The following is a 20,304-nucleotide window of genomic DNA, read 5'->3' on the forward strand; positions in this document are numbered from 1 at the left end:
GGCCAATTCCTCTTCAGAGCTTAATCCCAGCCGATGATCCCCGCGGAAGAGACCGGACTTAGCGTCCGGCGCCGAAGGCGCAACCGCCCCGGAAACGCTCAGGCCAAAGGACCGCGCGGGAGCTGGCACTCTGGAAAGCGACGACGTTTGAAAGCGTCGTCCACCGACGGGCGTAACCTTTCGCATGAAGCGTTTGGGAAATCTCTCAGGTCTCGGGACAGAGGGGGCGCAGAGCAACGGGCCGCAAGGCTCGATGGAACGCGCACCTTTGAGGGAACCCGATGGCCGAGCCAGCGCATAGCGACGAGCCGCTCCTGAAAACCCCGCTCCATGCGGAGCATGTGGCGCTTGGCGCCCGCATGGTGCCGTTCGCCGGCTACGACATGCCGGTGCAGTATCCCACCGGCATCCTCACCGAGCACAACTGGACCCGCGAGCATGCGGGCCTGTTCGACGTGTCGCATATGGGCCAGGCTTTCCTCGTCGCTGAGGACAAGAGCCACGAGACCGTGGCCAGGGCGCTGGAAGCCTTGATCCCTGCCGACGTGCTGAATCTCAAGCTGAACCAGCAGCGCTATTCGCAGCTTCTGGCCGATGACGGCGGCATCCTCGACGATCTCATGGTGACCCGCGTCGGCGCTCCGGGACATGAGGGCTGGCTCTATCTCGTCGTGAACGCCTCGATGAAGGAGCAGGACTACGCTCACATCCAGGCGCGCCTGCCGACGGGCGTGAGCCTGAACCGCAAGGACAACCTCGGTCTGATGGCCCTGCAGGGACCTTCCGCGGAAGCCGTTCTGACAAAGCTTTCACCTGAAGCTGCCGGGCTCTCCTTCATGATGTCCGCCGACGTTCAGATCGACGGCATCTGGTGCCACGTTTCCCGCTCCGGCTACACCGGCGAGGATGGTTTCGAAATTTCCTGCAAGGGAGAGGATGCGGCGAAGCTCTGGCGCGCCCTCCTTGCCGATCCGGAGGTGAAGGCCATCGGCCTCGGCGCACGCGATTCGCTGCGGCTTGAAGCGGGGCTTTGCCTCTACGGTCACGACATCGACACCACCACGTCGCCCATCGAGGCGGGCCTGATCTGGTCGATCCAGAAGCGCCGCCGCGAGGAGGGGGGCTTCCCCGGTGCCGCGCGCGTTCAGCGCGAGATCAAGGACGGAGCTTCACGCGTTCGCGTCGGCATCAAGCCGGAAGGCCGCGCTCCTGCCCGCGAGGGCAGCGTCATCACCACGCCTGACGGGCGCGAGGTCGGCATCGTGACCTCCGGCGGTTTCGGCCCCACGGTCAACGGCCCGGTCGCCATGGGCTATGTGGCCAAGGACGTCTCCGCCGTCGGAACCGACCTGCATCTCATCGTTCGCGGCAAGCCGCTGCCGGCCAAGGTCGCAGCCATGCCGTTCGCTCCCCATCGCTACAAGCGCTGATACCAAACAAGAGGGAATTCATCATGACCACGCGCTACACCAAGGATCACGAATACATCCGCGTCGAGGGCGACGCCGGCATCGTGGGCATTTCCGATTACGCCCAGGGCCAGCTTGGCGACGTGGTGTTCGTGGAACTGCCCAGCGTCGGCAAGACCCTGTCGAAGGGCGATGAGGCGGCCGTCGTCGAGAGCGTGAAGGCGGCAAGCGAAGTCTATGCACCCGTCTCCGGCGAGGTGGTCGAGGTCAACAGCGAGCTCGAGGCTTCCCCCGGCACCGTCAACGAGGATCCCGCTGGCCGCGGCTGGTTCATGAAGATCCGTCTCACGAACGAGAGCGAGCTCGACGGCCTCATGACCGAAGAGCAGTACGGGGAATTCGTGAAGTCGATCTCTTAAAAAGAGAGCACGGCCATGACGCACGAGTACAGGGCGACAATCCGCTGGAGGCGGGGAGAAGACGAGAGCTTCTCCGACAACCGCTACAGACGCGGCCATACATGGTTCTTCGATGGCGGCGTCACAGTTCCCGGCTCCGCGTCGCCCTCCGTCGTGCCGTTGCCCCTCTCGCGGGAGGATGCTGTCGATCCGGAAGAGGCGTTCGTGGCGGCTGTTTCGAGCTGCCACATGCTCACCTTCCTGTCGATCGCCGCCAAGAAGCGCTTCGTCGTCGATGGATATGAGGACAAGGCGCTTGGCATCATGACGAAGAACGAGAACGGCAAGCTCTTCGTCTCCAAAGTAACTCTTGATCCGGTGATCGCGTTCTCAGGCGACAAGCAGCCCAACCCTGAGCAGATCGCCGACATGCACCACCTCGCCCACAAGGAATGCTTCATCGCCAACTCCGTGCTCACGGAGATCGTGGTGGCGGGCATCCCCTCGCATTAACAAACAAGGTTCTTTCGCCGATGCGTTATTTGCCTTTGTCCGACACCGACCGCAGCGAGATGCTCGCGCGCATCGGCGTCAACCACGTCGATGAGCTGTTCGCCGACGTGCCGAAGAACCTGCTCCTCAAGGAGCCGGTGGACCTGCCGCGCCGCAAGGGCGAGCTGGACGTGGAGCGCATCCTCTCCCGGATGTCCTCTAAAAACATCCCGGCCTCGTCAGTGCCGTTCTTCGTGGGCGCAGGCGCCTACAAGCACCATGTGCCGGCCACCGTCGACCACCTGATCCAGCGCTCCGAGTTCCTGACGAGCTACACGCCGTATCAGCCGGAGATCGCGCAAGGGACGCTGCAGTATCTCTTCGAGTTCCAGACGCAAGTGGCCGCGCTCACCGGCATGGAGGTGGCGAACGCCTCCATGTATGACGGCTCCACCGGCACGGGCGAGGCGGTGCTCATGGCGCACCGTGTCACCAAGCGCCGCAAGGCCGTGCTCTCGGGCGGCCTGCATCCGCATTATGCCGATGTGGTGCGGACGCTCTCCGAGATGTCGAGCGACGACGTCGTCACCATGGCGCCGGACGTGGCCGGCACCGAGGACATTCTCTCGCAGATCGACGACAGCGTGTCCTGCGTCGTCGTGCAGTCGCCGGATGTGTTCGGCAACGTGCGCGACCTGAAGCCCATCGCCGACAAGGCGCATCAGCATGGCGTGCTGCTGATTGCCGTGTTCACGGAGGTCGTCTCGCTCGGCTTGCTGCAATCCCCAGGCAGCATGGGCGCCGATATCGTGGTGGGCGAGGGGCAGTCGATCGGCAACGCGCTGAACTTTGGCGGCCCCTATGTGGGCCTCTTCGCCACCCAGTCGAAGTTCCTGCGCCAGATGCCCGGCCGCCTCTGCGGCGAGACCGTGGATGCGGACGGCAACCGCGGATTCGTGCTCACGCTGTCCACTCGCGAGCAGCATATCCGCCGCGACAAGGCGACCTCGAACATCTGCACCAATTCGGGCCTCTGCTCGCTTGCCTTCACCATTCACATGACGCTGCTCGGCGAAGCAGGCCTCTCGCGCCTCGCCCGCATCAACCATGCGAACGCCGTGAAGCTGGCTGACCAATTGGCTTCCGTGAAGGGCGTCGAAGTGCTTAACAAGGCGTTCTTCAACGAGTTCACGTTGAGGCTCGCAAAACCCGCGGCTGAAGTGGTGGAACGTCTCGTCGAGAAAGGCGTGCTCGCGGGCGTGCCCGTGTCGCGCCTCCTGCCGGGTGCCGGCCTCGACAACCTGTTGCTCGTCGCTTCGACCGAAGTGAACACCGATGATGATCGCGCGGCCTTCTGTGCCGCCTTGAAGGAGGTTCTGTGATGTTGAACCGCCAGGGACGACCCTCTTCCGCCGGCCAGGCCGGCACCACCGAGCATCCGACCTTCACCGGCAACAAGGCGCTGGCGCAGATCGAGCCGCTGCTCTTCGAGATCGGCCGCTATGACACCACCGGCGTCGATCTCGACGAGCCGGAGGATTTCAAGCCGCGCCTCGGCGGGTTGGAACGCAAGGAGGCCATCGGCCTGCCGGGCCTCTCCGAGCCCGAGACCATGCGCCACTACGTGCGCCTCTCGCAGCAGAACTACGGCATCGATACCGGCCTCTTCCCGCTCGGCTCGTGCACCATGAAGCACAATGCCCGCCTGAACGAACGCATGGCGCGTCTGCCGGGCTTCTCCGACGTGCATCCGCTGCAGCCGGTCTCCACCGTGCAGGGCGCGCTGGAGCTGATGAACGAGCTCGGCCGCTATCTCGTGACGCTCACCAACATGACCGCCGTGGCGCTCTCGCCGAAGGCCGGTGCCCATGGCGAGCTCTGCGGCATGATGGCGATCAAGGCCGCCATCGAGGCCAAGGGCGAAGGCGCGACCCGCAACGTGGTGCTTGTGCCGGATTCCGCGCACGGCACGAACCCGGCGACCGCGGCCCTCATCGGTTTCAAGGTGAAGCCGGTGCCGGCCCGCGAGGACGGCTGGGTGCATGTGGAGGACGTGAAGGAGCGCCTCGGCCCCGACGTGGCGGCGATCATGCTCACGAACCCCAACACCTGCGGTCTCTTCGAACCTCAGGTGGCGGAGATCGCCAAGGCGATCCATGATGCGGGCGCTTACTTCTACTGCGACGGCGCCAACTTCAACGCCATCGTCGGCAAGGCGAAGCCGGGCGATCTCGGCGTCGATGCCATGCACATCAACCTGCACAAGACCTTCTCGACGCCCCACGGCGGCGGCGGTCCGGGTTCCGGCCCGGTGGTGCTGTCCGAGCGTCTCGCGCCGTTTGCCCCGGTGCCGTTCGTGCGGGCAGGCAAGGACGGCTTCGAACTCGTCGAGCAGGAAGCTGATGCGGCCGAGAAGCCTTTTGGCCGCATGACCGCCTTCCACGGTCAGATGGGCATGTATGTGCGCGCCCTGTCCTACATGCTCTCGCATGGTTCGGACGGCATGAAGCAGGCTTCCGAGGATGCGGTGCTCAACGCCAACTACATCCGCGCCGGCCTCGCCGACCTGATGTCGCTGCCCTTCGGCAACAAGCCCTGCATGCACGAGGTGCTGTTCGACGATGCATGGCTCAAGGACACGGGCGTGACCACGCTGGACGTGGCCAAGGCCATGATCGACGAGGGCTACCACCCGATGACCATGTACTTCCCCCTAGTAGTGCATGGGGCCATGCTCATCGAGCCGACGGAATCCGAATCGAAGGCGTCGCTTGACCTCTTCGTCGCGATGCTGCGCGACCTCGCGATGGCGGCGAAGAACGGCGACAAGGAGCGCTTCACCGGCGCCCCCTACCACGCCCCCCGCCGCCGCCTCGACGAGACCCGCGCGGCAAGAAGCCCGGTGCTCAAGTGGACACCGTCGGCGCCGGTGGCGGAAGCGGCGGAGTAAGGTTCCTCAAACTGCAAATGCCCGGCCAAGTGCCGGGCATTTTCTTTTCGTCCTGATTGGCTTCGTCATCCCAGACAGAGCGCAGCGGAGATCCGGGATCGAGAGACGGGAATAGTGACTTATCCTGCCGACGATCCCGGATCGGCTGGCGCCGTCCGGGATGACGTAGTTGTCACGCGAGCGCCTGAACGGTTCTCGTTAAGTCCGTCATTCTTTCGATCACCACGGATGCACCAGCCTGCCGCAGCTTCTCCGCGTGCTCCGGCCCGCAATGCGCTCCGCCAACAAAGCCGATCACGCGCATGCCGGCGGCAAGCGCCCCCTGAACTCCCGCCGCTGAGTCCTCGATCACGATGCAATCTTGTGGATCGGCGTTCATGTTCTTTGCGGCATGGAGGAACAGGTCCGGCGCCGGTTTGCCGCGCGCGACCTGCGTGGCGCTGAAGACATGGTCGAACAGGTCCGACAGCCCCGTGATGCGCAGCGACAGGGCGATTCGTTCTGGCGTGGACGAGGAGGCCACGCAGCGCGGGTAGGGGAGCGAGAGGATCGCCTTGCGGACACCCTCGATCGGCTTCAGGTCCGTCTCGAACTTCGCGAAAAGTGCGCTGTCCAGCTGCGCGCCCAGATCGACAGGAAGCGTGCAGTCATGCTCCGCCTCGAGGCGTGCCACCATATCCTTGAAGCTTACACCGACGAACTTTCGCGCGATGTCGTCCGCCGAATACGGCAGCCCGATACGGGTAAGGATCTGGGCGTCGATCTCGCAGGCGAGGGCCTCGGAATCCACCAGAACCCCGTCGCAGTCGAAGATCAGCAGCATGGTGCGCCCTCCAGCAAAAAGGCCGCCTCGAAGGGCGGCCTTTGAGATTGTTGTTGTGAATGAAGCCTTACTGCAGCTTCGTGCGCACGTCGTTGAGGCTGGACGTGACGAGGGAAGCGGCGGCGGCGCCGGTGATCTCGTCGCGCAGGACGCGCTCGGAGGCCTTGATGGCGGCGTCGACAGCAGCGGCGCGCACCTCGGCGGAGGCCTGGGCCTCGGCCTGGGCGATCTTCGCCTCGGCGGTGGCCGTGCGGCGCTTTACGAAGTCGGCCATCTTCTCCTGCGCCTCGGCGGCAAGGCGCTCGGCCTCGGCGCGGGCATTGGAGACGATGTCGGCGGCCTCGCGCTCGGCGGCGGCGCGCTTCGTCTCGTACTCCTTGAGGAGCCGTTCGGCATCCTGGCGCAGGCGCTTGGCCTCGGCCAGCTCATCGGCAATGCGCTTGCCGCGGGAGTCGAGCTGGTTCATCACGTTGCCGGGAACACCCTTGTAGAACAGGATGCCCCAGAAGATGACGAAGGCGACCGCAACCCAGAAATTGGTGTTCTCTAACATGCGGATCTCCCGATCAGGCCTTGATCTGGTTGAGAGCGGCTTCGACCTTCTGCGGGGCCGGAGCCTTGCCGGTGAGGCGCTCAATGATGGCGGAAGCCGTGTCGCGCGCGATGGCGTCCACGTGGCTCATGGCCTCTGCCTTTTTGCCCGAGATGGTGGCTTCGGCATCGGCCAGACGCTGGTTGAGGTCGGCCTCGAGGGCCTTGCGCTTGGCGTCGCTCTCGGCGGAGAGCTTGGCGCGGGTCTCCTGGGCCAGGGTCTGAGCGCGGCCCTTGGCTTCGGCCAGCGACTTCTCGTAGGCCGCGCCTGCTTCTTCCGCGCGGGTTTTCATGGCGGCGGCGTCGTCGAGATCTCCTGCGATCATCGTGCGGCGGTTCTCGATGATTCCGCTCAGGCGCGGCAGGACCAGCCGTGAGAGCAGGGTGTAGAGCACCACGAAGGTGATGGCGAGCCACAGGAGCTGACCACCATAGGTTTCCGTCTCGAAAGGCGGGAACCCGACGTCTGCGTGAGCGCCGCCGTGGGCCTCTGTTGTGGCGTTGGTCGTCTGTGCCTGAGCCATGGAGCAGATCCTAAGGATAAACGTTCCTAGCATCGGCCCCAAAAGTGCGATGCACTTCTGGGACTCAGCCGATGCTTAATTCTTAAATTGGCGCATTGTCGGACGCGGAAAACCGGAACCACTTTTCACTGGCATGGCCCGCTGGGTCCGCACGATGCGCCGGAAACATGAATGACGGCGGTTGAGCCCGCCGTCACCCCTGTTGAGGCGAAGCGCGTAGACCGCGCCTCAGCCTCCCGATCACCATCTTGAGATTAGGTGAAGAGCAGAACGAGAGCGACGACGAGGCAGAAGATGCCGAGACCTTCTGCGAGCGCCGCGCCGATGAAAGCGCGCGCGAACTGGCTGTCGGCTGCCGACGGGTTGCGCAGGGCGCCCGAGAGGAAGTTACCGAAGATGTTGCCGACGCCCATGGCGGCGAGGCCCATGCCAATGCAGGCGAGGCCCGCGCCGAGGAACTTGAAAGCGATCGGATCCATTGTGATCTCCTTGGGGATATACTGTGATCGGGAAGGAAGATTAACTCAGCGCAGACCTAGTGCCCCGGGTGCAGCGCGTCGTTCAGGTAGATGCAGGTCAACACCGTGAAGACGTAGGCCTGCAGGGCGGCGACGAGGAACTCGAGCGCCATGAGAGCAACCGCCATGAGGAGCGGCAGCGGAGCGAGGATCGTCAGAGCGCCGCCGGCCGCCAGGAGGCTGACCACGAAGCCTGCGAAGACCTTCAGCGCGATGTGTCCCGCGAGCATGTTCGCGAAGAGACGCAGGGACAGCGAGATCGGGCGGGACAGGAAGGAGATGAGCTCGATCACCACGATGAAGGGCAGGAGCCAGCCCGGCACACCCGACGGCACGAAGAGGCCGAGGAAATGGGTGCCGTGCTTGACGAAGCCGTAGACCACCACGGTGCCGATCACCAGCATCGCGAGCGCGAAGGTGACGATGATGTGGCTGGTGACCGTGAAGAAGCCGGGGATCATGCCGAGCAGGTTTGCCGTCAGCACGAACATGAAAAGCGAGAACACGAGGGGGAAGAACTTCATCCCCTCCTTGCCGGTGGCATCGACCAGCGTGTTCGCCACGAAGTCGTGCAGCACCTCGGCGACCGACTGGGCGCGGCCCGGAACGACAGCGCGCTTGCGCGTGGCGTAAAGAAGACCACCCACGATCACCGCGGCGGCGCCGATCATGAAGGCGGACGAATTGGTGAAGTTGATGACCGGAATAATGGGCTTGATCTGGAATTGTTCGATCGGGCTCGCCATGATCCGCTCTCAAAAGTTCGCTGTTGCCAATGCCGTTCGGCGTTCGAAGTCCGTCACCGCTTGTCGTCGTGCCGGGCGGGTTTGACCACCCCGGCTGCTCGCATCAGATTGAGCATCCCGGCGCAGAAGCCGAGTATCAGACAAACGATCAGACCCCAAGGGGAAGATCCGAACAGGTAGTCGACGATCCAACCCAGAATTCCGCCAGCGGCAACTCCTGCGACGAATTCGGCCGAGAGCCGGAAGGCTTGGCCGAGAGCAGTGGAATTGGACGTCGGGCGGGCGCGAGGTTCCGACTCGGCTCGTTGAACGGATGCTTGAGAGATCCGCGCATCGAGCGACTTCAGTCTCGCTGACAGGTCGGCATCATCGGCGCTGCTCGGTTTCCGTTCATTCTCGCCGTTCCGCTCGTGAGGGTCCGCCATTGCGATCTCCTGTGAAGCGTTGCGGGAAAATGCCTGGAAACCAGCCCCGAAAGCCGGGCGCACCATATGAGCGGGGGTTACCCCTGTCAAGAACCGTCTGAAAAGAACTAAGTGATTGATATAATTATCTTATGCTCGGTTTTACGCAGGCTGAGCCGGAAAGCGCACATGTTTTTGAGGCTGAAGCATGGCGGGGCCTGAAAACCTTACGGCATCCGACCCAAAAGTGGATTCCACTTTTGGGATCCATCCGATGCCTATTTCCCTTAGCTGGCGCATCGTTCGATGCGGAAAACCGGGACCACTTTTCGCTGACGCGGCCCTCTGGGTCCGCACGATGCGCTAGGCTACCTCAAGAATGCGCTCGGCGCTCTGCAGGTCGACGGAGACCAGCTGCGAGACGCCGCGCTCGGCCATGGTGACGCCGAACAGGCGGTCCATCCGGGCCATGGTGATCGGGTTGTGGGTGATGACCACGAACCGGGTCTCGGTCTGGCGGGCCATGTCCTCCAGGAGGGCGCAGTAGCGCTCCACATTGGCGTCGTCGAGGGGCGCATCCACCTCGTCGAGCACGCAGATCGGCGAGGGATTGGTGAGAAACACGGCGAAGATCAGCGCCGTGGCGGTGAGCGCCTGCTCGCCGCCGGAGAGCAGGGTCATGCTCTGGGGCTTCTTGCCGGGGGGACGGGCGAGGATTTCGAGGCCGGCCTCCAGCGGATCGTCCGAATCGACTAGGGTCAGCTCGGCCGTGCCACCGCCGAACAGGGTGGTGAAGAGCTGCTTGAAATGGTTGTTCACCACATCGAAGGCGGCGAGCAGCCGCTCACGGCCCTCACGGTTGAGGCTGCCGATGGCCTGGCGCAGGCGCTTGATGGCCTCGACGAGGTCGTCCCGTTCGCCGGCGATGCTGTTGTACTTGGTCTCAAGCTCCGAGAGTTCTTCGTCGGCGCGCAGGTTCACGGCGCCCAGGCGCTCCCGATCATGCTTGAGGGAGTGGAGCTTCGATTCGATCTCCGCATGCGGCGGAAGCTCGGTCGCCTCCTTCAGGCCAGCGAGCTCGATGAGACCGGCCGGGGTCGTCTCGAGGTTTTCCGCGATATTGTGGGTGATCTCGGCGAGGCGCGCTACGGCGGCTTCGTGCCGGGCCTGTGAGCCTGCGCGGGATTCGCGAGCGGCCGAGAGAGCCTCAAGGGCGGCGCGGGCCGTGCGGTCCGTCTCGGCGAGGCCCGTCTCCGCATCCGCAAGACGGTCGGCTGCTTCCTTGCGCTTGGCCTCGGCCTCCTCGACCTCACTGATGAGCGCGCGGCGGCGCTGGAGATAGGTGTCGGGAGCCTCCAGCAGGCGCTGGTGCTCGTCCTGAGCGCGTTCGAGCCGCTCGCCCAGATCCTCGAAAGCCTTGGCGGCGCGGGCGGCGCGCTCGGTCCACAGGCGGATATCGGCCGCAAGAGCCTCCTGCCGGCGACGGCGCAGCTCGGCCTCGTGCATGAGCGACTGCAGGGTGGCCCGCGCCTCGGAGGCTGCGGCTCGACGCTCGGCCACGCGGGTACGCTCCTCGAGGAGGCGGCTCTCAAGATCGGGGGCCGGGGCGAGGTCCTGCAGGGCGCCTTCAGCATCCTGCACGCGCTCCAGCGCTTCCGCTTCGCTCTCGGAGAACCGCGTCAGGCCCTCCTGCAGGGCCGAGCGGCGCTGGCCGAGTTCGGCCTCCTTGCGCTCGACCGCCGTCAGGCGGGTGCGGGCGGCATCGAGGGCCTGACGGGCTTGGCGTGCGGCCTCGATCGCCTGCATTTCATGGGATGCGGCCCGGCGGACAGTCTCAAGCGCTGCTTCCGCCTCGTGCCGCAGGTGCTCGGCCTCCTCGCGGGCTGCCGCCGCCTCGCGCTCCAAGTCGCCGAGACGGTTCTTTTCCGCCAGGCGCCGGGCCGCCGGGGAGGGCGCCTCCGCGGCATTGGTGAAGCCGTCCCAGCGCCACACGTCGCCTTCCTGCGAGACCAGGCGCTGGCCGGGCTTGAGGAGGGCGCGTAGGCGAAGGCCGTCGGCCCGGCCCACCACGCCGATTTGGCGCAGGCGGCGCTGCAGCTCGGCCGGCGCGCGGGCGAGATCGGCGAGCGATCGGACGCCGTCCGGCAGCGAGGGGTCTCCCTCGCCGGCACCGGTCATTTCCCAGTGGGCGGGAGCCGAAGGATTGGTCGAGGCCTCTAAGTCGTCGCCGAGGGCTGCGCCGAGGGCCGTCTCATAGCCCTTCTCGACCGTGATCTGGTCGAGGGCCGGGGGCCAGAGGTCTCCGGTGGCGGAGGTGACGAGCTTGGCCAGGGTGAGCGCTTCGGTCTCAAGGCGCTGCGCCTTGCGCTCGGCCTCGTTGAGGGGCTCGCGCAGGCGGTTTTCCGCCTCGCGGGCAGCCGAGAGGGTCTCGCGCGCCTCGATCACGGCCTCTTCGGCGGACCCGGCGCTCTCCTCGGCGATTGCCATCTCCTCGCGCAGGTCGTCGAGGGAGGGGCCGTCCTCGGTCGAGCCGGAGAGGGCTGCGATCTCGCGCTCGAGCCGCTCCTTCTCGGACCGGAAACGGGCGGCGCGCTCCATCTCCTCGCGCACCGCGCGCTCCAGGGCAGCGCGGCGGGCATTGAGGTCGGAGGTCTGGGCCTGAAGAGCGCTCAAGGCGGCCTCGGCCTCGTGCAGCTCCGCCTCGGCGGCATGAAGGCGCTCTTCGGCCTCGGCACGGGCGTCGTCCGCCCCGTCGGTGGTGAGCGCGATCTCGTCCGCCTCGGACTGGAGGCGCTCGATGGTGGCCTCGGCATCCGTGCGCTGGGCGGCCTCGCGGGCGATGTCCCGGTTGAGATCACCGATATGACGCTCCAGCTCGGTCACGCGCTCCTTGGAGCGGCGTTCTTCCGATTCGAGCTCGTTGCGGGCATGGGTCAGGCGCTGCAGGGCAGCCGCGGCGGCCGCCTCCTCCTGGCGCAGGCCCGGCAGGGCATGGGCGGCGACCGCCTGGGCGGTGGCCGCGCGGGTCTGCTCCTCGGTAGCATCGGCCACGGCCTTGAGGGCCTCGGTGACCTGACGCTCTGCGGTGGCTGCCTGCTCCCGCGCCTCGGAGAAGCTGATGGCATACATCAGGGCCTCAAGGCGACGGATCTCGGCCGAGAGGTTCTTGTAGCGGGAGGCTTGGCGGCCCTGGCGCTTCAGGCTCTCGATCTGGCTTTCCAGCTCGCGGGTCACATCCTCGACGCGAACCAGGTTGTCCTCGGCGGCTTTCAGCCGCAGCTCCGCCTCATGGCGGCGGGCATGGAGGCCCGCGATGCCGGCGGCGTCTTCGAGGATGCGGCGGCGGGCCTGGGGCTTGGCCGAGATGATCTCGCTGATCTGGCCCTGGCGGACGAGGGCGGGCGAGCGGGACCCGGTGGCGGCATCGGCGAACAGGATCTGCACGTCGCGGGCGCGCACTTCCTTGCCGTTGACCCGGTAGGTCGAGCCTTCCTCGCGCTCGATCTTGCGAGAGATCTCCAGCAGGTCCGTGTCGTTGAAGGCGGCAGGCGCGGTGCGCTCGGCGTTGTCGATGGTGAGCATCACCTCGGCCCAGTTGCGGGCGGGCCGGCCGCCGGAGCCGGAGAAGATGACGTCGTCCATCCCCGTGGCGCGCATGTTCTTGAAGGAGTTCTCCCCCATGACCCAGCGCAGGGCCTCGACGAGGTTGGACTTGCCGCAGCCGTTGGGCCCGACGACGCCGGTCAGGCCCGGCTCGATCAGGAAGTCGGTGGGCTCGACAAAGGTCTTGAAGCCGGCAATGCGAAGGCGCGTCAGCTTCATGGACGCGCCTTCCCGTCCCGCCCCAAGGGGGCAGGGGAGGAGAGCTTACTCTCCCAGGATCGGCTTGATGACCTTTTCAATCTCATCGATCGACAGGCTTCCAGGATGACGCTGGCCATTGATGAAGAAAGTGGGCGTGGAGTCCACACGGAACTGCTCCATACCCCGGTTCTTCACCGCGTTGACTGCGTCATATAGTTTCTGGTCCTTGAGGCAAGCGTCAAATTTTTCCTGTGAAAAACCGGCCTGGCGCATCAGACCGCGCAGGGCGTCGAGGGGCTTGTCGGTGAAAGCCCAGTTCCGCTGCTGCTCGAACAGCAGGTCGGTGATCGGGTAATATTTGTCGGCGCCGTCGCAGCGGGCGAGCATGAAGCCGGCCGTGGCGAGGGGGTCGAGGGGGAATTCACGCAGGACGAAGCGCACCTTGCCCGTGTCGATGTAGCGCTTCTTCAGCTCCGGCCAGGTGGTCTTGTGGAAGTTGGCGCAGTGGGAGCAGGTGAGGGACGCGTACTCGATGATGGTCACCTTGGCGTTTTCAGGCCCCAGGGCCGCATCGCCGAGCGGCCCCTGAACCGCGAGATCGGATGCGGACACGTTTTGGGCAAGCGCGGGCAGGCTGGTGGCGAAATAGGCCGCAACGGCTGCGGTTCCGAGAAGCTGAAGCGTCTGACGCCGGGTGATCATCGTAAGGGAACTCCTGAAGAGATTTCGTTCTGCGGTAGAGTGCCTTGCCTTCAGAGGCAAGCGCCGACATCTCACGCTTTCGTGCGTGAACCGGAGCTGACGATCGCTTGACCCAGCCGGTCGAGGGCGGCCTTGAGGGCCTCCTCCTCGATGGGCTGGACGGCCCTGTCGACTTTCTCCCGGTCCGCTGGGGTGAGGGCGGGAGGAGCCGGGCGCTTCTTCTCAACCCGCCGAACCGGCCCTTGTTTCAGCACGATCTTTCCGATGCAGCGCCAGCCGTAATAGGTGTTCACCCGGTCGATGATAGTGGGCGCCATGTGCTGGAGCTCGAGGGCGAAGGCGCTCTCCGCCCGGATGACCAGAATCGCCGGGTCCGGTCGGGATTCCGGATCGGCATGGGGGGCTTTGCGCTTCCACTCGATTTTGAGGGGCTGGGTGAAGGCGGCCAGCCGCTCCCCGACGATCTCGGGCCAGGCCATGATGATGTCCGACGTGGCAAAGCCCTGCGCCGCCAGGCTGGGGGACAGACAGACGTCGAGAAACTCGGCGAGGGGGCGGGCCAAAGGCCTTGGTCGTCTCAAAGTCGCCTCGGTCGTCTCATGTTGAATGTCCAAAAGCCGCGTTGGAATATTCCGTATAGAACGCTATTCCAAAGCCCATGTTAACGCCCGCTTCGAGCGCGACCAAGCCCGACCCGCAGGATCTTCTCGTCTGGTACGACCGTCACCGGCGCGACCTGCCGTGGCGCGCCAAGCCGGGCGTGACCGCAAACCCTTACCGCGTCTGGCTGTCCGAGATCATGCTGCAGCAGACGACGGTTGCGGCGGTCAAACCGTATTACCTGAAATTTCTGGAGCGGTTCCCCACAGTTGAGACCCTCGCGGAAGCGCCGTCGGATGCGGTGATGCACGCCTGGGCTGGGCTCGGCTATTATTCCCGCGCCCGCAATCTCCATGCCTGCGCCAAAGCCGTCGTGGACAAGCACGGTGGGCAGTTTCCGTCGACTGAAGCCGAACTCCTGAAGCTTCCCGGCATCGGCGCCTATACGGCGGCGGCCGTGGCGGCCATTGCCTTCAACGAGAAGGCGGCGGCGGTCGACGGCAACGTGGAGCGGGTCATGTCCCGCCTGTTCATGGTCGAGGAGCCGCTCCCGAAGGCTAAGCCGCTGATTCGAAGCCTTACGGAAGAACTGGTGCCGGAGGACCGTCCCGGCGACTTTGCTCAAGCCGTGATGGATCTCGGCGCCACCATCTGCACGCCCAAGCGCCCCGCCTGTGCGCTGTGCCCCTGGATGGTGCCCTGCCGGGCCCGTGCCGAGGGCCTGCAGGAGACCTTCCCGAAAAAGCAGAAGAAGGAGGCTGGGCAGGTGCGCAAGGGTGCGGCCTTCGTGGTTTTGCGCGCCGACGACACGATCCTGCTGCGCACCCGCCCGCCCACAGGGCTGCTCGGCGGCATGGTGGAGCCGCCGACGAGCGACTGGGTGCCGGATTACGAACCTTCCCGCGCAGTCCTCGACGCGCCCATCGAGGCTCGCTGGCAGCGCCTGCCAGGCACGGTCCGCCACGTCTTCACGCACTTCCCCCTGGAACTGACGGTGCTCTTTGCCAAGGTCGCGAGGGGAACCCCCGCGCCGGAGGACATGCGCTGGACCCCGCGGCTGCAATTGCACGAGGAGGCGCTGCCCGGCGCCATGAAAAAAGTGTTGGTGCATGCGCTGGGGGAGTTGCCGGGCGCTAAGGGGAAGGAACCCGGCAAGAAGCAGGCTAAGGGTGGATCAAGCTAATAGAGAAGCACCCCCAGAGCCTCATCCTGAGGAGGACCTTTAGGTCCGTCTCGAAGGACGAGGCGTCTCCAGTGTCCTCTGGAACCTCCTTCGAGACGCCCACTGCGTGGGCTCCTCAGGATGAGGTTGTGTTTTGTGAAAGGCCTCACCCGCCCACAAGCGCCTTCTGATTGCGCTTGAACAAAGCCGCCAGCGCATTCGCCACCCGCGTGACGTTTGGGCGGTTGCGGCTTCGGCGGTGCATGACGAGGAACACGTCCTCGATCAGGTCGCCCTCGGGCTTCATCACCTGGACGAGGTCCGGATCGGAGTCGCCGAGCCAGCAGGGGAGGAAGGCGGCGCCGAGGCCCGCCTTCGCGGCCTGATAACGGATCGGCATATCGCCGATGCGGGCCGCAATGGTGCGGCCTTGCGCGAACTCCGCCACATAGGCTGCCTGCTTTGACAATGTCGGGTCCTCAGGCGGCGCGATGACGGCCGTGGGAGTTTCGGTGCGGGCATAGATGGCGAAGGCGATCTGGCCGATCTTGCGGGCGACGAGATCGTCTGTGCCCTCCGCGAGGGTGCGCATGCGCAGGCCGATATCGGCCTCGCCGGAGGCGAGATCGAGTCGCTGCCTGGTTGGGATGTAGGCGATCTCCACGGGTGCTGCGGCTTCGTGCAGTTCCGCAGCGTGAAGCGACAGGAATAGCGTCACCGAGGCTGTGGCCGTCACCCGCACGGGTGCGTCGGGATCGGGCCGGTAGGTGGCGGCCGTGCGTGACACGATGGCGGCCGCTTCGCCCATGGGAGCGGCCGCTTCCAGAACGGCGTGTCCGGCTTCCGTCAGTTCGAGATTGTTGGGGCCGCGCTGGAACAGGGTGAGCCCGAAGGTTTCCTCCAGCACCTTGATGCGCCGCGCGATGGTCGGCTGGCTCTGGCCCAGGGCCTTGGCGGCGCTGTTCATCGATCCATGAGCCACCACGGCGAGAAAGATCCGCAGATCGTCCCAGGACGGTTCGGCGAGGGCGAGGCGGAAGGGATCGAGAGACGAAGGAGCCATGTGAGGATGCTAAAGCGCTGAGCCGGGTTCGGCATAGGGGAATGTTCCAGCCTTGGAAGGTGTCCACACCATCGCCGAAGGTACGTCGACCCGCAGCCTGACGGGCCTGTGGGGGACCTCTTCAGTTTTGAAGGGGAACTCAGGCCTTCACAAACCTCTGCGTTTGAGCGAAAAGGACCGCTCTGCCATCAGGTCCATCAGCCATGCGCCTCATCCGTTAGCGACGCGATCCGACAAAAACATTGTGGCCCAGGAGCCACGACCAGTTTTGCGCCGAAACACCCGTTTCGGCCGGATCATGACGCATGGATGAAGGAACTATCATGTCTGACAGCAATCGCGCCGTCGTGCGCGGAACCATTCAATCGGGCCCATTCGAACTGGCCTATTCCATCGAGGGCGAGGGAACGCCCGCTCTCGTGATCGGCAGCGCGGTCTATTACCCGCGCGTCTTCTCGCAGAGCTTGAGGCAATCCCTGAAGCTCGTCTTCGCCGATCATCGCGGCTTCGCGCAGCCGACGGGCGCATACGCTGCGTCCGACTACACGCTGGATACCGTGCTCGACGACATCGATCTCGTGCGGCGGCATCTCGGCTTGGAGAAGGTGATCATCGTCGGCCATTCCGGCCATGGCTACATGGCGCTGGAATATGCCAAGCGTTATCTCCAGCATGTATCCCACGTGGTGATGATTGCGACGGGGCCGAGCCACAGCGCCGTGCATCAAGCAGCGACGGAGCAGTACTGGCAGGAACCCGTCTGCCCCGAGCGCAAGGCGAAACTCGAGGCCGACTTCGCCGGGCTGCCGGCGGAGATCGAAGCCGCGCCGGAGAAGCGGTTCGTCACCTTCTGCGTGAGGATGGGTGCGCGAAGCTGGTATGATCACACGTTCGACGCCGCACCTCTATGGGACGGCGTGCATGTGAACATGCCGGTGTTCGACCACCTCTGGGGCGAGGCGTTCCGCGACATCGATATCGCGCAGGGGCTTGAGCATCTCGGCGTGCCGGTGTTCCTGGCGCTAGGGCGTTATGATTATCTCATCTCGCCCTACGCCACATGGGCGCCGTACCGCGAGCAATTCAGGGATCTGACCGTTCGCGTGTTCGAGAAGAGCGGGCACACGCCGCCCTTCGAGGAAAGCGCTCTGTTCGATGCGGAACTGCTGCAGTGGTTGTCCACACGGTACCATTCTGAAATCCGCCATGGCCGGTTTGCCCCGGCCATGATGCTGACCGCTTAAGCGCTCAGAGCCGGCCTTGGGTCGACTCGACCGATCGTTCCGCTCCGGGCGGGCATCCGGTCCGGCTGGCGGGCTGAGGATGCTGCGCCCTCCACCTCGATGTGCCAGGGCAGGGTGCCGGCGGGAAGGTATCGGCCCAGCGCGTTCAGCGCGAGCATGGCAAGCGTCACGACGGCCACGATGACGATGGCGACAGCGGAGGCTTGGCTCGCCAAGCCTGCCTCTTCGAGATTGTAGAGCACGACCCCGATGGTTTCCGTGCCGGCCGACCAGAGCAGGGCCGAGACGGTGAGCTCGCTGAAGGCGAGCAGGAAGGCCATCAGGCCGCCCGCGACGGCAGCCGGAAGCAGCGTGGGCACGATGACATCGACAAGCCGCCGCATGAGGCGTGCGCCATCGAGCGCCGCGGCCTCCTCCTGCGCCAGATCGACCTGGGTCATGCCGGCAAGCACCGGCTTGAGCACCACGGCTAAGAAGCGAGCGAGATAGGCGAAGACGATGATCCACGGGGTACCATAGAGCGACATGCCGACGAGCGGCAGCGGCTTCAGGAACAGCAGGATGCACGCGATGGCCAGCACGATGCCGGGCAGCACATAGGAGATCTCAAGGAGAGCTGTGGCGACGATCCGCATCGGTCCCATCAGCCTGACGAGCCCATAGGCCATCGGGATTGCAAAGCACGCGAGCAGGCAGGCCGCTCCGCCTGCGTAGAGCAATGAATTCAGGAAGGCCCGGACGGTCACCTCCTGCCGCACCAGCACCTCGATGAAGTTGTCGAGGGTGATCGTCGAGAGCGTCAGCGGCATGCCATAGGAGGGCACGAGGGCGGCGGTCAGGAGCGACAGCATCGGCAGCACCAATGTGACGGCGATCACCGCGATGACGAAGGTTTCGACGACAGCGCTGGCGCGATTCAGCATCCAGAACGGTTGCAGCGGCGCATCCTCTTCGAGGAGCACATCGCCCCGTCGGGTCAGGATCTGGCTTGCCGCCACGCACACGATGGCGATGACGGCTACGAGCAGCCCGAGCGCCGCCACATCGCCGAGGATGCCCGTGCCGAAACTCGACAAGCGGCGATAGATGAGCACAGGCAGCGTGAGGTAGTTCACCGGTGCGCCGAGCAGCGCCGGAATGCCGAAATTGCCGATGCCGGCCACGAAGGCGAGCAGGCCAGCGCTCATGAGATGCGGCCGCAGCAGCGGCAGGAGATGATCGGTCACGACCTTGAGCGGCGGTGATCCATCCATGCGCGCGGCCTCGACCACGGCGAGCGGAATGCGCTTCAGGCCCGCGCTCATGATCACATAGACGAGGGGTGCATGGTGAAGACCCAGCACGAGGATGATGCCGAGGCGTCCCATCATCGGATTGGCGCTGCCGGCCTCGGGTGCGAGTCCTAGCGTGTTGAGGATTGGGGAAGCCGGGCCTGCAAGATGAAGGAAGGCGAGCGCGATTACCTGGGGCGAGATCATCAGCGACAGGACGAACAGGAACGACGCAATCCGACGTCCTCGGATGTCGGTGACGCCGAGCACGAGCGCCATGAGCGTGCCGAGGGGCAGCGCCAGCAGGGTGGAGAAGAAGGCAGTTTCCAGCGTCGCCCAGGTGGCGCGGATCGCCGAGCGGCTGGCGAGCGCCGCGAGCGCTTTCTCGGGATCGAACACACCGCCGGGAGCAAGGGCAGTCAGCAGCAGACGACCGGCCGGCAGAACATCGAAAGCCAGGATAGCCAAAGCAATCGGAGCGAGGAGGCCGAGACCTCCCCGCTCCAGGAATGACTTGGCGTGCGTGCGGTGTCTCACTGACCGAAGATGTCGGCGAAGGTCGCCTTATTTTCGGTTTCGTCGGCCAGCGCCTTGGCGGCGTCGAAGCCCATGACCTTGATCTGCTCGCGCGCCGGATAGCCGGCCGGCAACGCCACGGCGGGATGGGCTGCGATGTAGCCCTGCTTCAGGGCCAATTCCTGGCCTTCCTTCGAGAGCAGGAAGTCGACGAAAGCGCGGGCGGCATCGGCGTTCTTCGTGGTCTTGAGGATGGCGACAGGCTCCGAGACGGCGGAGACGCCTTCCTTCGGGAACACGAACTCGATCGGTGCGCTCTTGGCCTTTTCGCGGATCGGCATGTAGTCGACGATGACGCCGTAGAGCTTCTGCCCGCCGGCCACCTGCTTGAGCACGTCGCCGTTGCCGCCGCCGGCCACGGCCTCATTGCTCTTCAGGGCCTCGTAATAGTCCCAGCCGCCTTCGATATTGCCCGTGAGGGTCGCGGCATGGATGAGGGCAGCGCCCGAGGTGAGGGGGCTCGGCATGACGAGTTGGCCCTTGACCTCAGGCTTGGTGAGATCGGCCCATGACGTCGGCTTGAAGGATGCCTTGGTGTTGTAGGCGATGCCCGTGGTGATCAGCTTGGTGGCGAACCAGAATTTCTGCCGGTCATGGGTGCCGGCAGGATAAGCCGAGATGTCCGCTTTCTCATGCGCCAGGAGACGATCGTCCTTCTTGAGGCCCTCCATGGTGACGCTGTCGGCGATCAGCAGCACGTCGGCCTGGGATTGTCCGGCCTCGAACTCGGCGCTTAGCTTGGCGAGGATCTTCGGGGTTCCGTCGCGGACGAAGGTGACATTGACGCCCGGATTCTTGGCCTTGAAAGCGTCGATGGTTTGCTGTGCATCGGTGTTGGGCTGGCTCGTATAGAGCACCAGATTGCCCGATAGACCTTGGGCCTGCGCCAATGCAGGCACGAGGGCAACAAGCATAGGGAGAATGATTCGCTTCATCGACACGGGGCAGATCCTCGCTTTTGGTAAGGCTTTCCCCGCGCTAGCGGTCTTGGGTGACGCCTCTGTGACGGAAAGCTTAGTGCAGGAAA

At 65.0% G+C, this 20,304-nt stretch carries 19 protein-coding genes and 1 riboswitch; of the genes, 7 read left to right on the forward strand and 12 right to left on the reverse strand.

The window, feature by feature from the left end; translation table 11 throughout:
- Nucleotides 1-33 precede the first annotated feature (33 nt).
- Nucleotides 34-124, forward strand: a riboswitch (glycine riboswitch).
- Between the two features lie 157 nt (nucleotides 125-281).
- The 5 genes from gcvT to gcvPB are packed head-to-tail and all read left to right on the forward strand — an operon-like array spanning nucleotide 282 to nucleotide 5,249.
- The gene (gene gcvT / locus IC232_RS10730; protein WP_190844916.1) at nucleotides 282-1,430 is read left to right on the forward strand and encodes a glycine cleavage system aminomethyltransferase GcvT; all 1,149 of its coding nucleotides are present in this window, start codon (nucleotides 282-284) and stop codon (nucleotides 1,428-1,430) included.
- Between the two features lie 23 nt (nucleotides 1,431-1,453).
- A complete protein-coding gene (gene gcvH, locus IC232_RS10735) occupies nucleotides 1,454-1,828 on the forward strand; it encodes a glycine cleavage system protein GcvH (protein WP_036357800.1) in 375 nt (124 codons plus the stop codon).
- Between the two features lie 15 nt (nucleotides 1,829-1,843).
- Nucleotides 1,844-2,320, forward strand: coding sequence for an OsmC family protein (locus IC232_RS10740; RefSeq protein ID WP_190844917.1), 477 nt, complete (start codon nucleotides 1,844-1,846; stop codon nucleotides 2,318-2,320).
- Nucleotides 2,321-2,340: 20 nt separating this feature from the next.
- Nucleotides 2,341-3,681, forward strand: a complete 1,341-nt coding sequence (gcvPA, locus tag IC232_RS10745; protein WP_190844918.1) for an aminomethyl-transferring glycine dehydrogenase subunit GcvPA — start codon at nucleotides 2,341-2,343, stop codon at nucleotides 3,679-3,681.
- Nucleotides 3,681-5,249, forward strand: coding sequence for an aminomethyl-transferring glycine dehydrogenase subunit GcvPB (gene gcvPB, locus IC232_RS10750; protein WP_190844919.1), 1,569 nt, complete (start codon nucleotides 3,681-3,683; stop codon nucleotides 5,247-5,249). The genes gcvPA and gcvPB overlap by 1 nt, the downstream gene beginning before the upstream one ends.
- Before the next feature lie 172 nt (nucleotides 5,250-5,421).
- Here gcvPB and IC232_RS10755 read toward each other — a convergent pair whose 3' ends face one another.
- The 9 genes from IC232_RS10755 to IC232_RS10795 form a co-directional block, all read right to left on the reverse strand.
- The gene (locus tag IC232_RS10755) at nucleotides 5,422-6,072 is read right to left on the reverse strand and encodes an HAD family hydrolase (protein ID WP_190844920.1); all 651 of its coding nucleotides are present in this window, start codon (nucleotides 6,070-6,072) and stop codon (nucleotides 5,422-5,424) included.
- A gap of 67 nt (nucleotides 6,073-6,139) precedes the next feature.
- Nucleotides 6,140-6,625 carry an ATP F0F1 synthase subunit B gene (locus IC232_RS10760; RefSeq protein ID WP_190844921.1) on the reverse strand — a complete coding sequence of 162 codons (486 nt, stop codon included), beginning with the start codon at nucleotides 6,623-6,625 and terminating at the stop codon, nucleotides 6,140-6,142.
- A gap of 13 nt (nucleotides 6,626-6,638) precedes the next feature.
- The gene (locus IC232_RS10765; protein WP_190844922.1) at nucleotides 6,639-7,187 is read right to left on the reverse strand and encodes a F0F1 ATP synthase subunit B'; all 549 of its coding nucleotides are present in this window, start codon (nucleotides 7,185-7,187) and stop codon (nucleotides 6,639-6,641) included.
- A gap of 254 nt (nucleotides 7,188-7,441) precedes the next feature.
- Nucleotides 7,442-7,666, reverse strand: a complete 225-nt coding sequence (locus IC232_RS10770; protein WP_036357820.1) for a F0F1 ATP synthase subunit C — start codon at nucleotides 7,664-7,666, stop codon at nucleotides 7,442-7,444.
- Between the two features lie 56 nt (nucleotides 7,667-7,722).
- On the reverse strand, nucleotides 7,723-8,451 hold the full coding sequence (locus IC232_RS10775; RefSeq protein WP_190844923.1) for a F0F1 ATP synthase subunit A: 729 nt from the start codon (nucleotides 8,449-8,451) through the stop codon (nucleotides 7,723-7,725).
- 53 nt (nucleotides 8,452-8,504) lie between these two features.
- On the reverse strand, nucleotides 8,505-8,876 hold the full coding sequence (locus IC232_RS10780) for an AtpZ/AtpI family protein (protein WP_190844924.1): 372 nt from the start codon (nucleotides 8,874-8,876) through the stop codon (nucleotides 8,505-8,507).
- 342 nt (nucleotides 8,877-9,218) lie between these two features.
- Nucleotides 9,219-12,677 carry a chromosome segregation protein SMC gene (gene smc, locus IC232_RS10785; protein WP_190844925.1) on the reverse strand — a complete coding sequence of 1,153 codons (3,459 nt, stop codon included), beginning with the start codon at nucleotides 12,675-12,677 and terminating at the stop codon, nucleotides 9,219-9,221.
- A gap of 45 nt (nucleotides 12,678-12,722) precedes the next feature.
- On the reverse strand, nucleotides 12,723-13,361 hold the full coding sequence (locus IC232_RS10790) for a DsbA family protein (RefSeq protein WP_190844926.1): 639 nt from the start codon (nucleotides 13,359-13,361) through the stop codon (nucleotides 12,723-12,725).
- 71 nt (nucleotides 13,362-13,432) lie between these two features.
- Nucleotides 13,433-13,924 (reverse strand): DUF721 domain-containing protein, encoded by a 492-nt coding sequence (locus IC232_RS10795; protein WP_190844927.1) that lies wholly within the window; start codon nucleotides 13,922-13,924, stop codon nucleotides 13,433-13,435.
- Between the two features lie 95 nt (nucleotides 13,925-14,019).
- Here IC232_RS10795 and mutY point away from each other — a divergent pair, with 95 nt between their 5' ends.
- The gene (mutY, locus tag IC232_RS10800; protein ID WP_190844928.1) at nucleotides 14,020-15,144 is read left to right on the forward strand and encodes an A/G-specific adenine glycosylase; all 1,125 of its coding nucleotides are present in this window, start codon (nucleotides 14,020-14,022) and stop codon (nucleotides 15,142-15,144) included.
- A 145-nt stretch (nucleotides 15,145-15,289) separates the two neighbouring features.
- On the opposite strand, the gene IC232_RS10805 is transcribed toward mutY, so the two are convergent.
- Nucleotides 15,290-16,186 carry a LysR family transcriptional regulator gene (locus tag IC232_RS10805; protein WP_190844929.1) on the reverse strand — a complete coding sequence of 299 codons (897 nt, stop codon included), beginning with the start codon at nucleotides 16,184-16,186 and terminating at the stop codon, nucleotides 15,290-15,292.
- A 323-nt stretch (nucleotides 16,187-16,509) separates the two neighbouring features.
- Here IC232_RS10805 and IC232_RS10810 point away from each other — a divergent pair, with 323 nt between their 5' ends.
- Entirely contained in the window at nucleotides 16,510-17,430 is a 921-nt protein-coding gene (locus IC232_RS10810; protein WP_190844930.1) for an alpha/beta fold hydrolase, read from the forward strand.
- On the opposite strand, the gene IC232_RS10815 is transcribed toward IC232_RS10810, so the two are convergent.
- Complete coding sequence (locus tag IC232_RS10815) at nucleotides 17,427-19,238, reverse strand: ABC transporter permease (protein ID WP_190844931.1); 1,812 nt, start codon at nucleotides 19,236-19,238, stop codon at nucleotides 17,427-17,429. The two genes, IC232_RS10810 and IC232_RS10815, sit on opposite strands and share 4 nt — an antisense overlap.
- A complete protein-coding gene (locus IC232_RS10820; RefSeq protein ID WP_190845057.1) occupies nucleotides 19,235-20,212 on the reverse strand; it encodes an ABC transporter substrate-binding protein in 978 nt (325 codons plus the stop codon). The genes IC232_RS10815 and IC232_RS10820 overlap by 4 nt, the downstream gene beginning before the upstream one ends.
- Between the last annotated feature and the right edge of the window lie 92 nt (nucleotides 20,213-20,304).

Source organism: Microvirga sp., assembly GCF_014699075.1.
Lineage (GTDB): Bacteria > Pseudomonadota > Alphaproteobacteria > Rhizobiales > Beijerinckiaceae > Microvirga.

What these genes read in the sequence shown, in the direction of transcription:
- gcvH (WP_036357800.1), top strand. Translation starts at nt 1,454, where the DNA reads ATGACCACGCGCTACACCAAGGATCACGAATACATCCGCGTCGAGGGC.
- IC232_RS10810 (WP_190844930.1), top strand. Translation starts at nt 16,510, where the DNA reads ATGTCTGACAGCAATCGCGCCGTCGTGCGCGGAACCATTCAATCGGGC.
- IC232_RS10770 (WP_036357820.1), bottom strand. Translation starts at nt 7,666, where the DNA reads ATGGATCCGATCGCTTTCAAGTTCCTCGGCGCGGGCCTCGCCTGCATT.
- IC232_RS10790 (WP_190844926.1), bottom strand. Translation starts at nt 13,361, where the DNA reads ATGATCACCCGGCGTCAGACGCTTCAGCTTCTCGGAACCGCAGCCGTT.
- IC232_RS10740 (WP_190844917.1), top strand. Translation starts at nt 1,844, where the DNA reads ATGACGCACGAGTACAGGGCGACAATCCGCTGGAGGCGGGGAGAAGAC.
- IC232_RS10760 (WP_190844921.1), bottom strand. Translation starts at nt 6,625, where the DNA reads ATGTTAGAGAACACCAATTTCTGGGTTGCGGTCGCCTTCGTCATCTTC.
- IC232_RS10755 (WP_190844920.1), bottom strand. Translation starts at nt 6,072, where the DNA reads ATGCTGCTGATCTTCGACTGCGACGGGGTTCTGGTGGATTCCGAGGCC.
- gcvPA (WP_190844918.1), top strand. Translation starts at nt 2,341, where the DNA reads ATGCGTTATTTGCCTTTGTCCGACACCGACCGCAGCGAGATGCTCGCG.
- IC232_RS10780 (WP_190844924.1), bottom strand. Translation starts at nt 8,876, where the DNA reads ATGGCGGACCCTCACGAGCGGAACGGCGAGAATGAACGGAAACCGAGC.
- IC232_RS10820 (WP_190845057.1), bottom strand. Translation starts at nt 20,212, where the DNA reads ATGAAGCGAATCATTCTCCCTATGCTTGTTGCCCTCGTGCCTGCATTG.
- IC232_RS10765 (WP_190844922.1), bottom strand. Translation starts at nt 7,187, where the DNA reads ATGGCTCAGGCACAGACGACCAACGCCACAACAGAGGCCCACGGCGGC.
- IC232_RS10805 (WP_190844929.1), bottom strand. Translation starts at nt 16,186, where the DNA reads ATGGCTCCTTCGTCTCTCGATCCCTTCCGCCTCGCCCTCGCCGAACCG.
- gcvT (WP_190844916.1), top strand. Translation starts at nt 282, where the DNA reads ATGGCCGAGCCAGCGCATAGCGACGAGCCGCTCCTGAAAACCCCGCTC.
- mutY (WP_190844928.1), top strand. Translation starts at nt 14,020, where the DNA reads ATGTTAACGCCCGCTTCGAGCGCGACCAAGCCCGACCCGCAGGATCTT.
- IC232_RS10775 (WP_190844923.1), bottom strand. Translation starts at nt 8,451, where the DNA reads ATGGCGAGCCCGATCGAACAATTCCAGATCAAGCCCATTATTCCGGTC.
- gcvPB (WP_190844919.1), top strand. Translation starts at nt 3,681, where the DNA reads ATGTTGAACCGCCAGGGACGACCCTCTTCCGCCGGCCAGGCCGGCACC.
- smc (WP_190844925.1), bottom strand. Translation starts at nt 12,677, where the DNA reads ATGAAGCTGACGCGCCTTCGCATTGCCGGCTTCAAGACCTTTGTCGAG.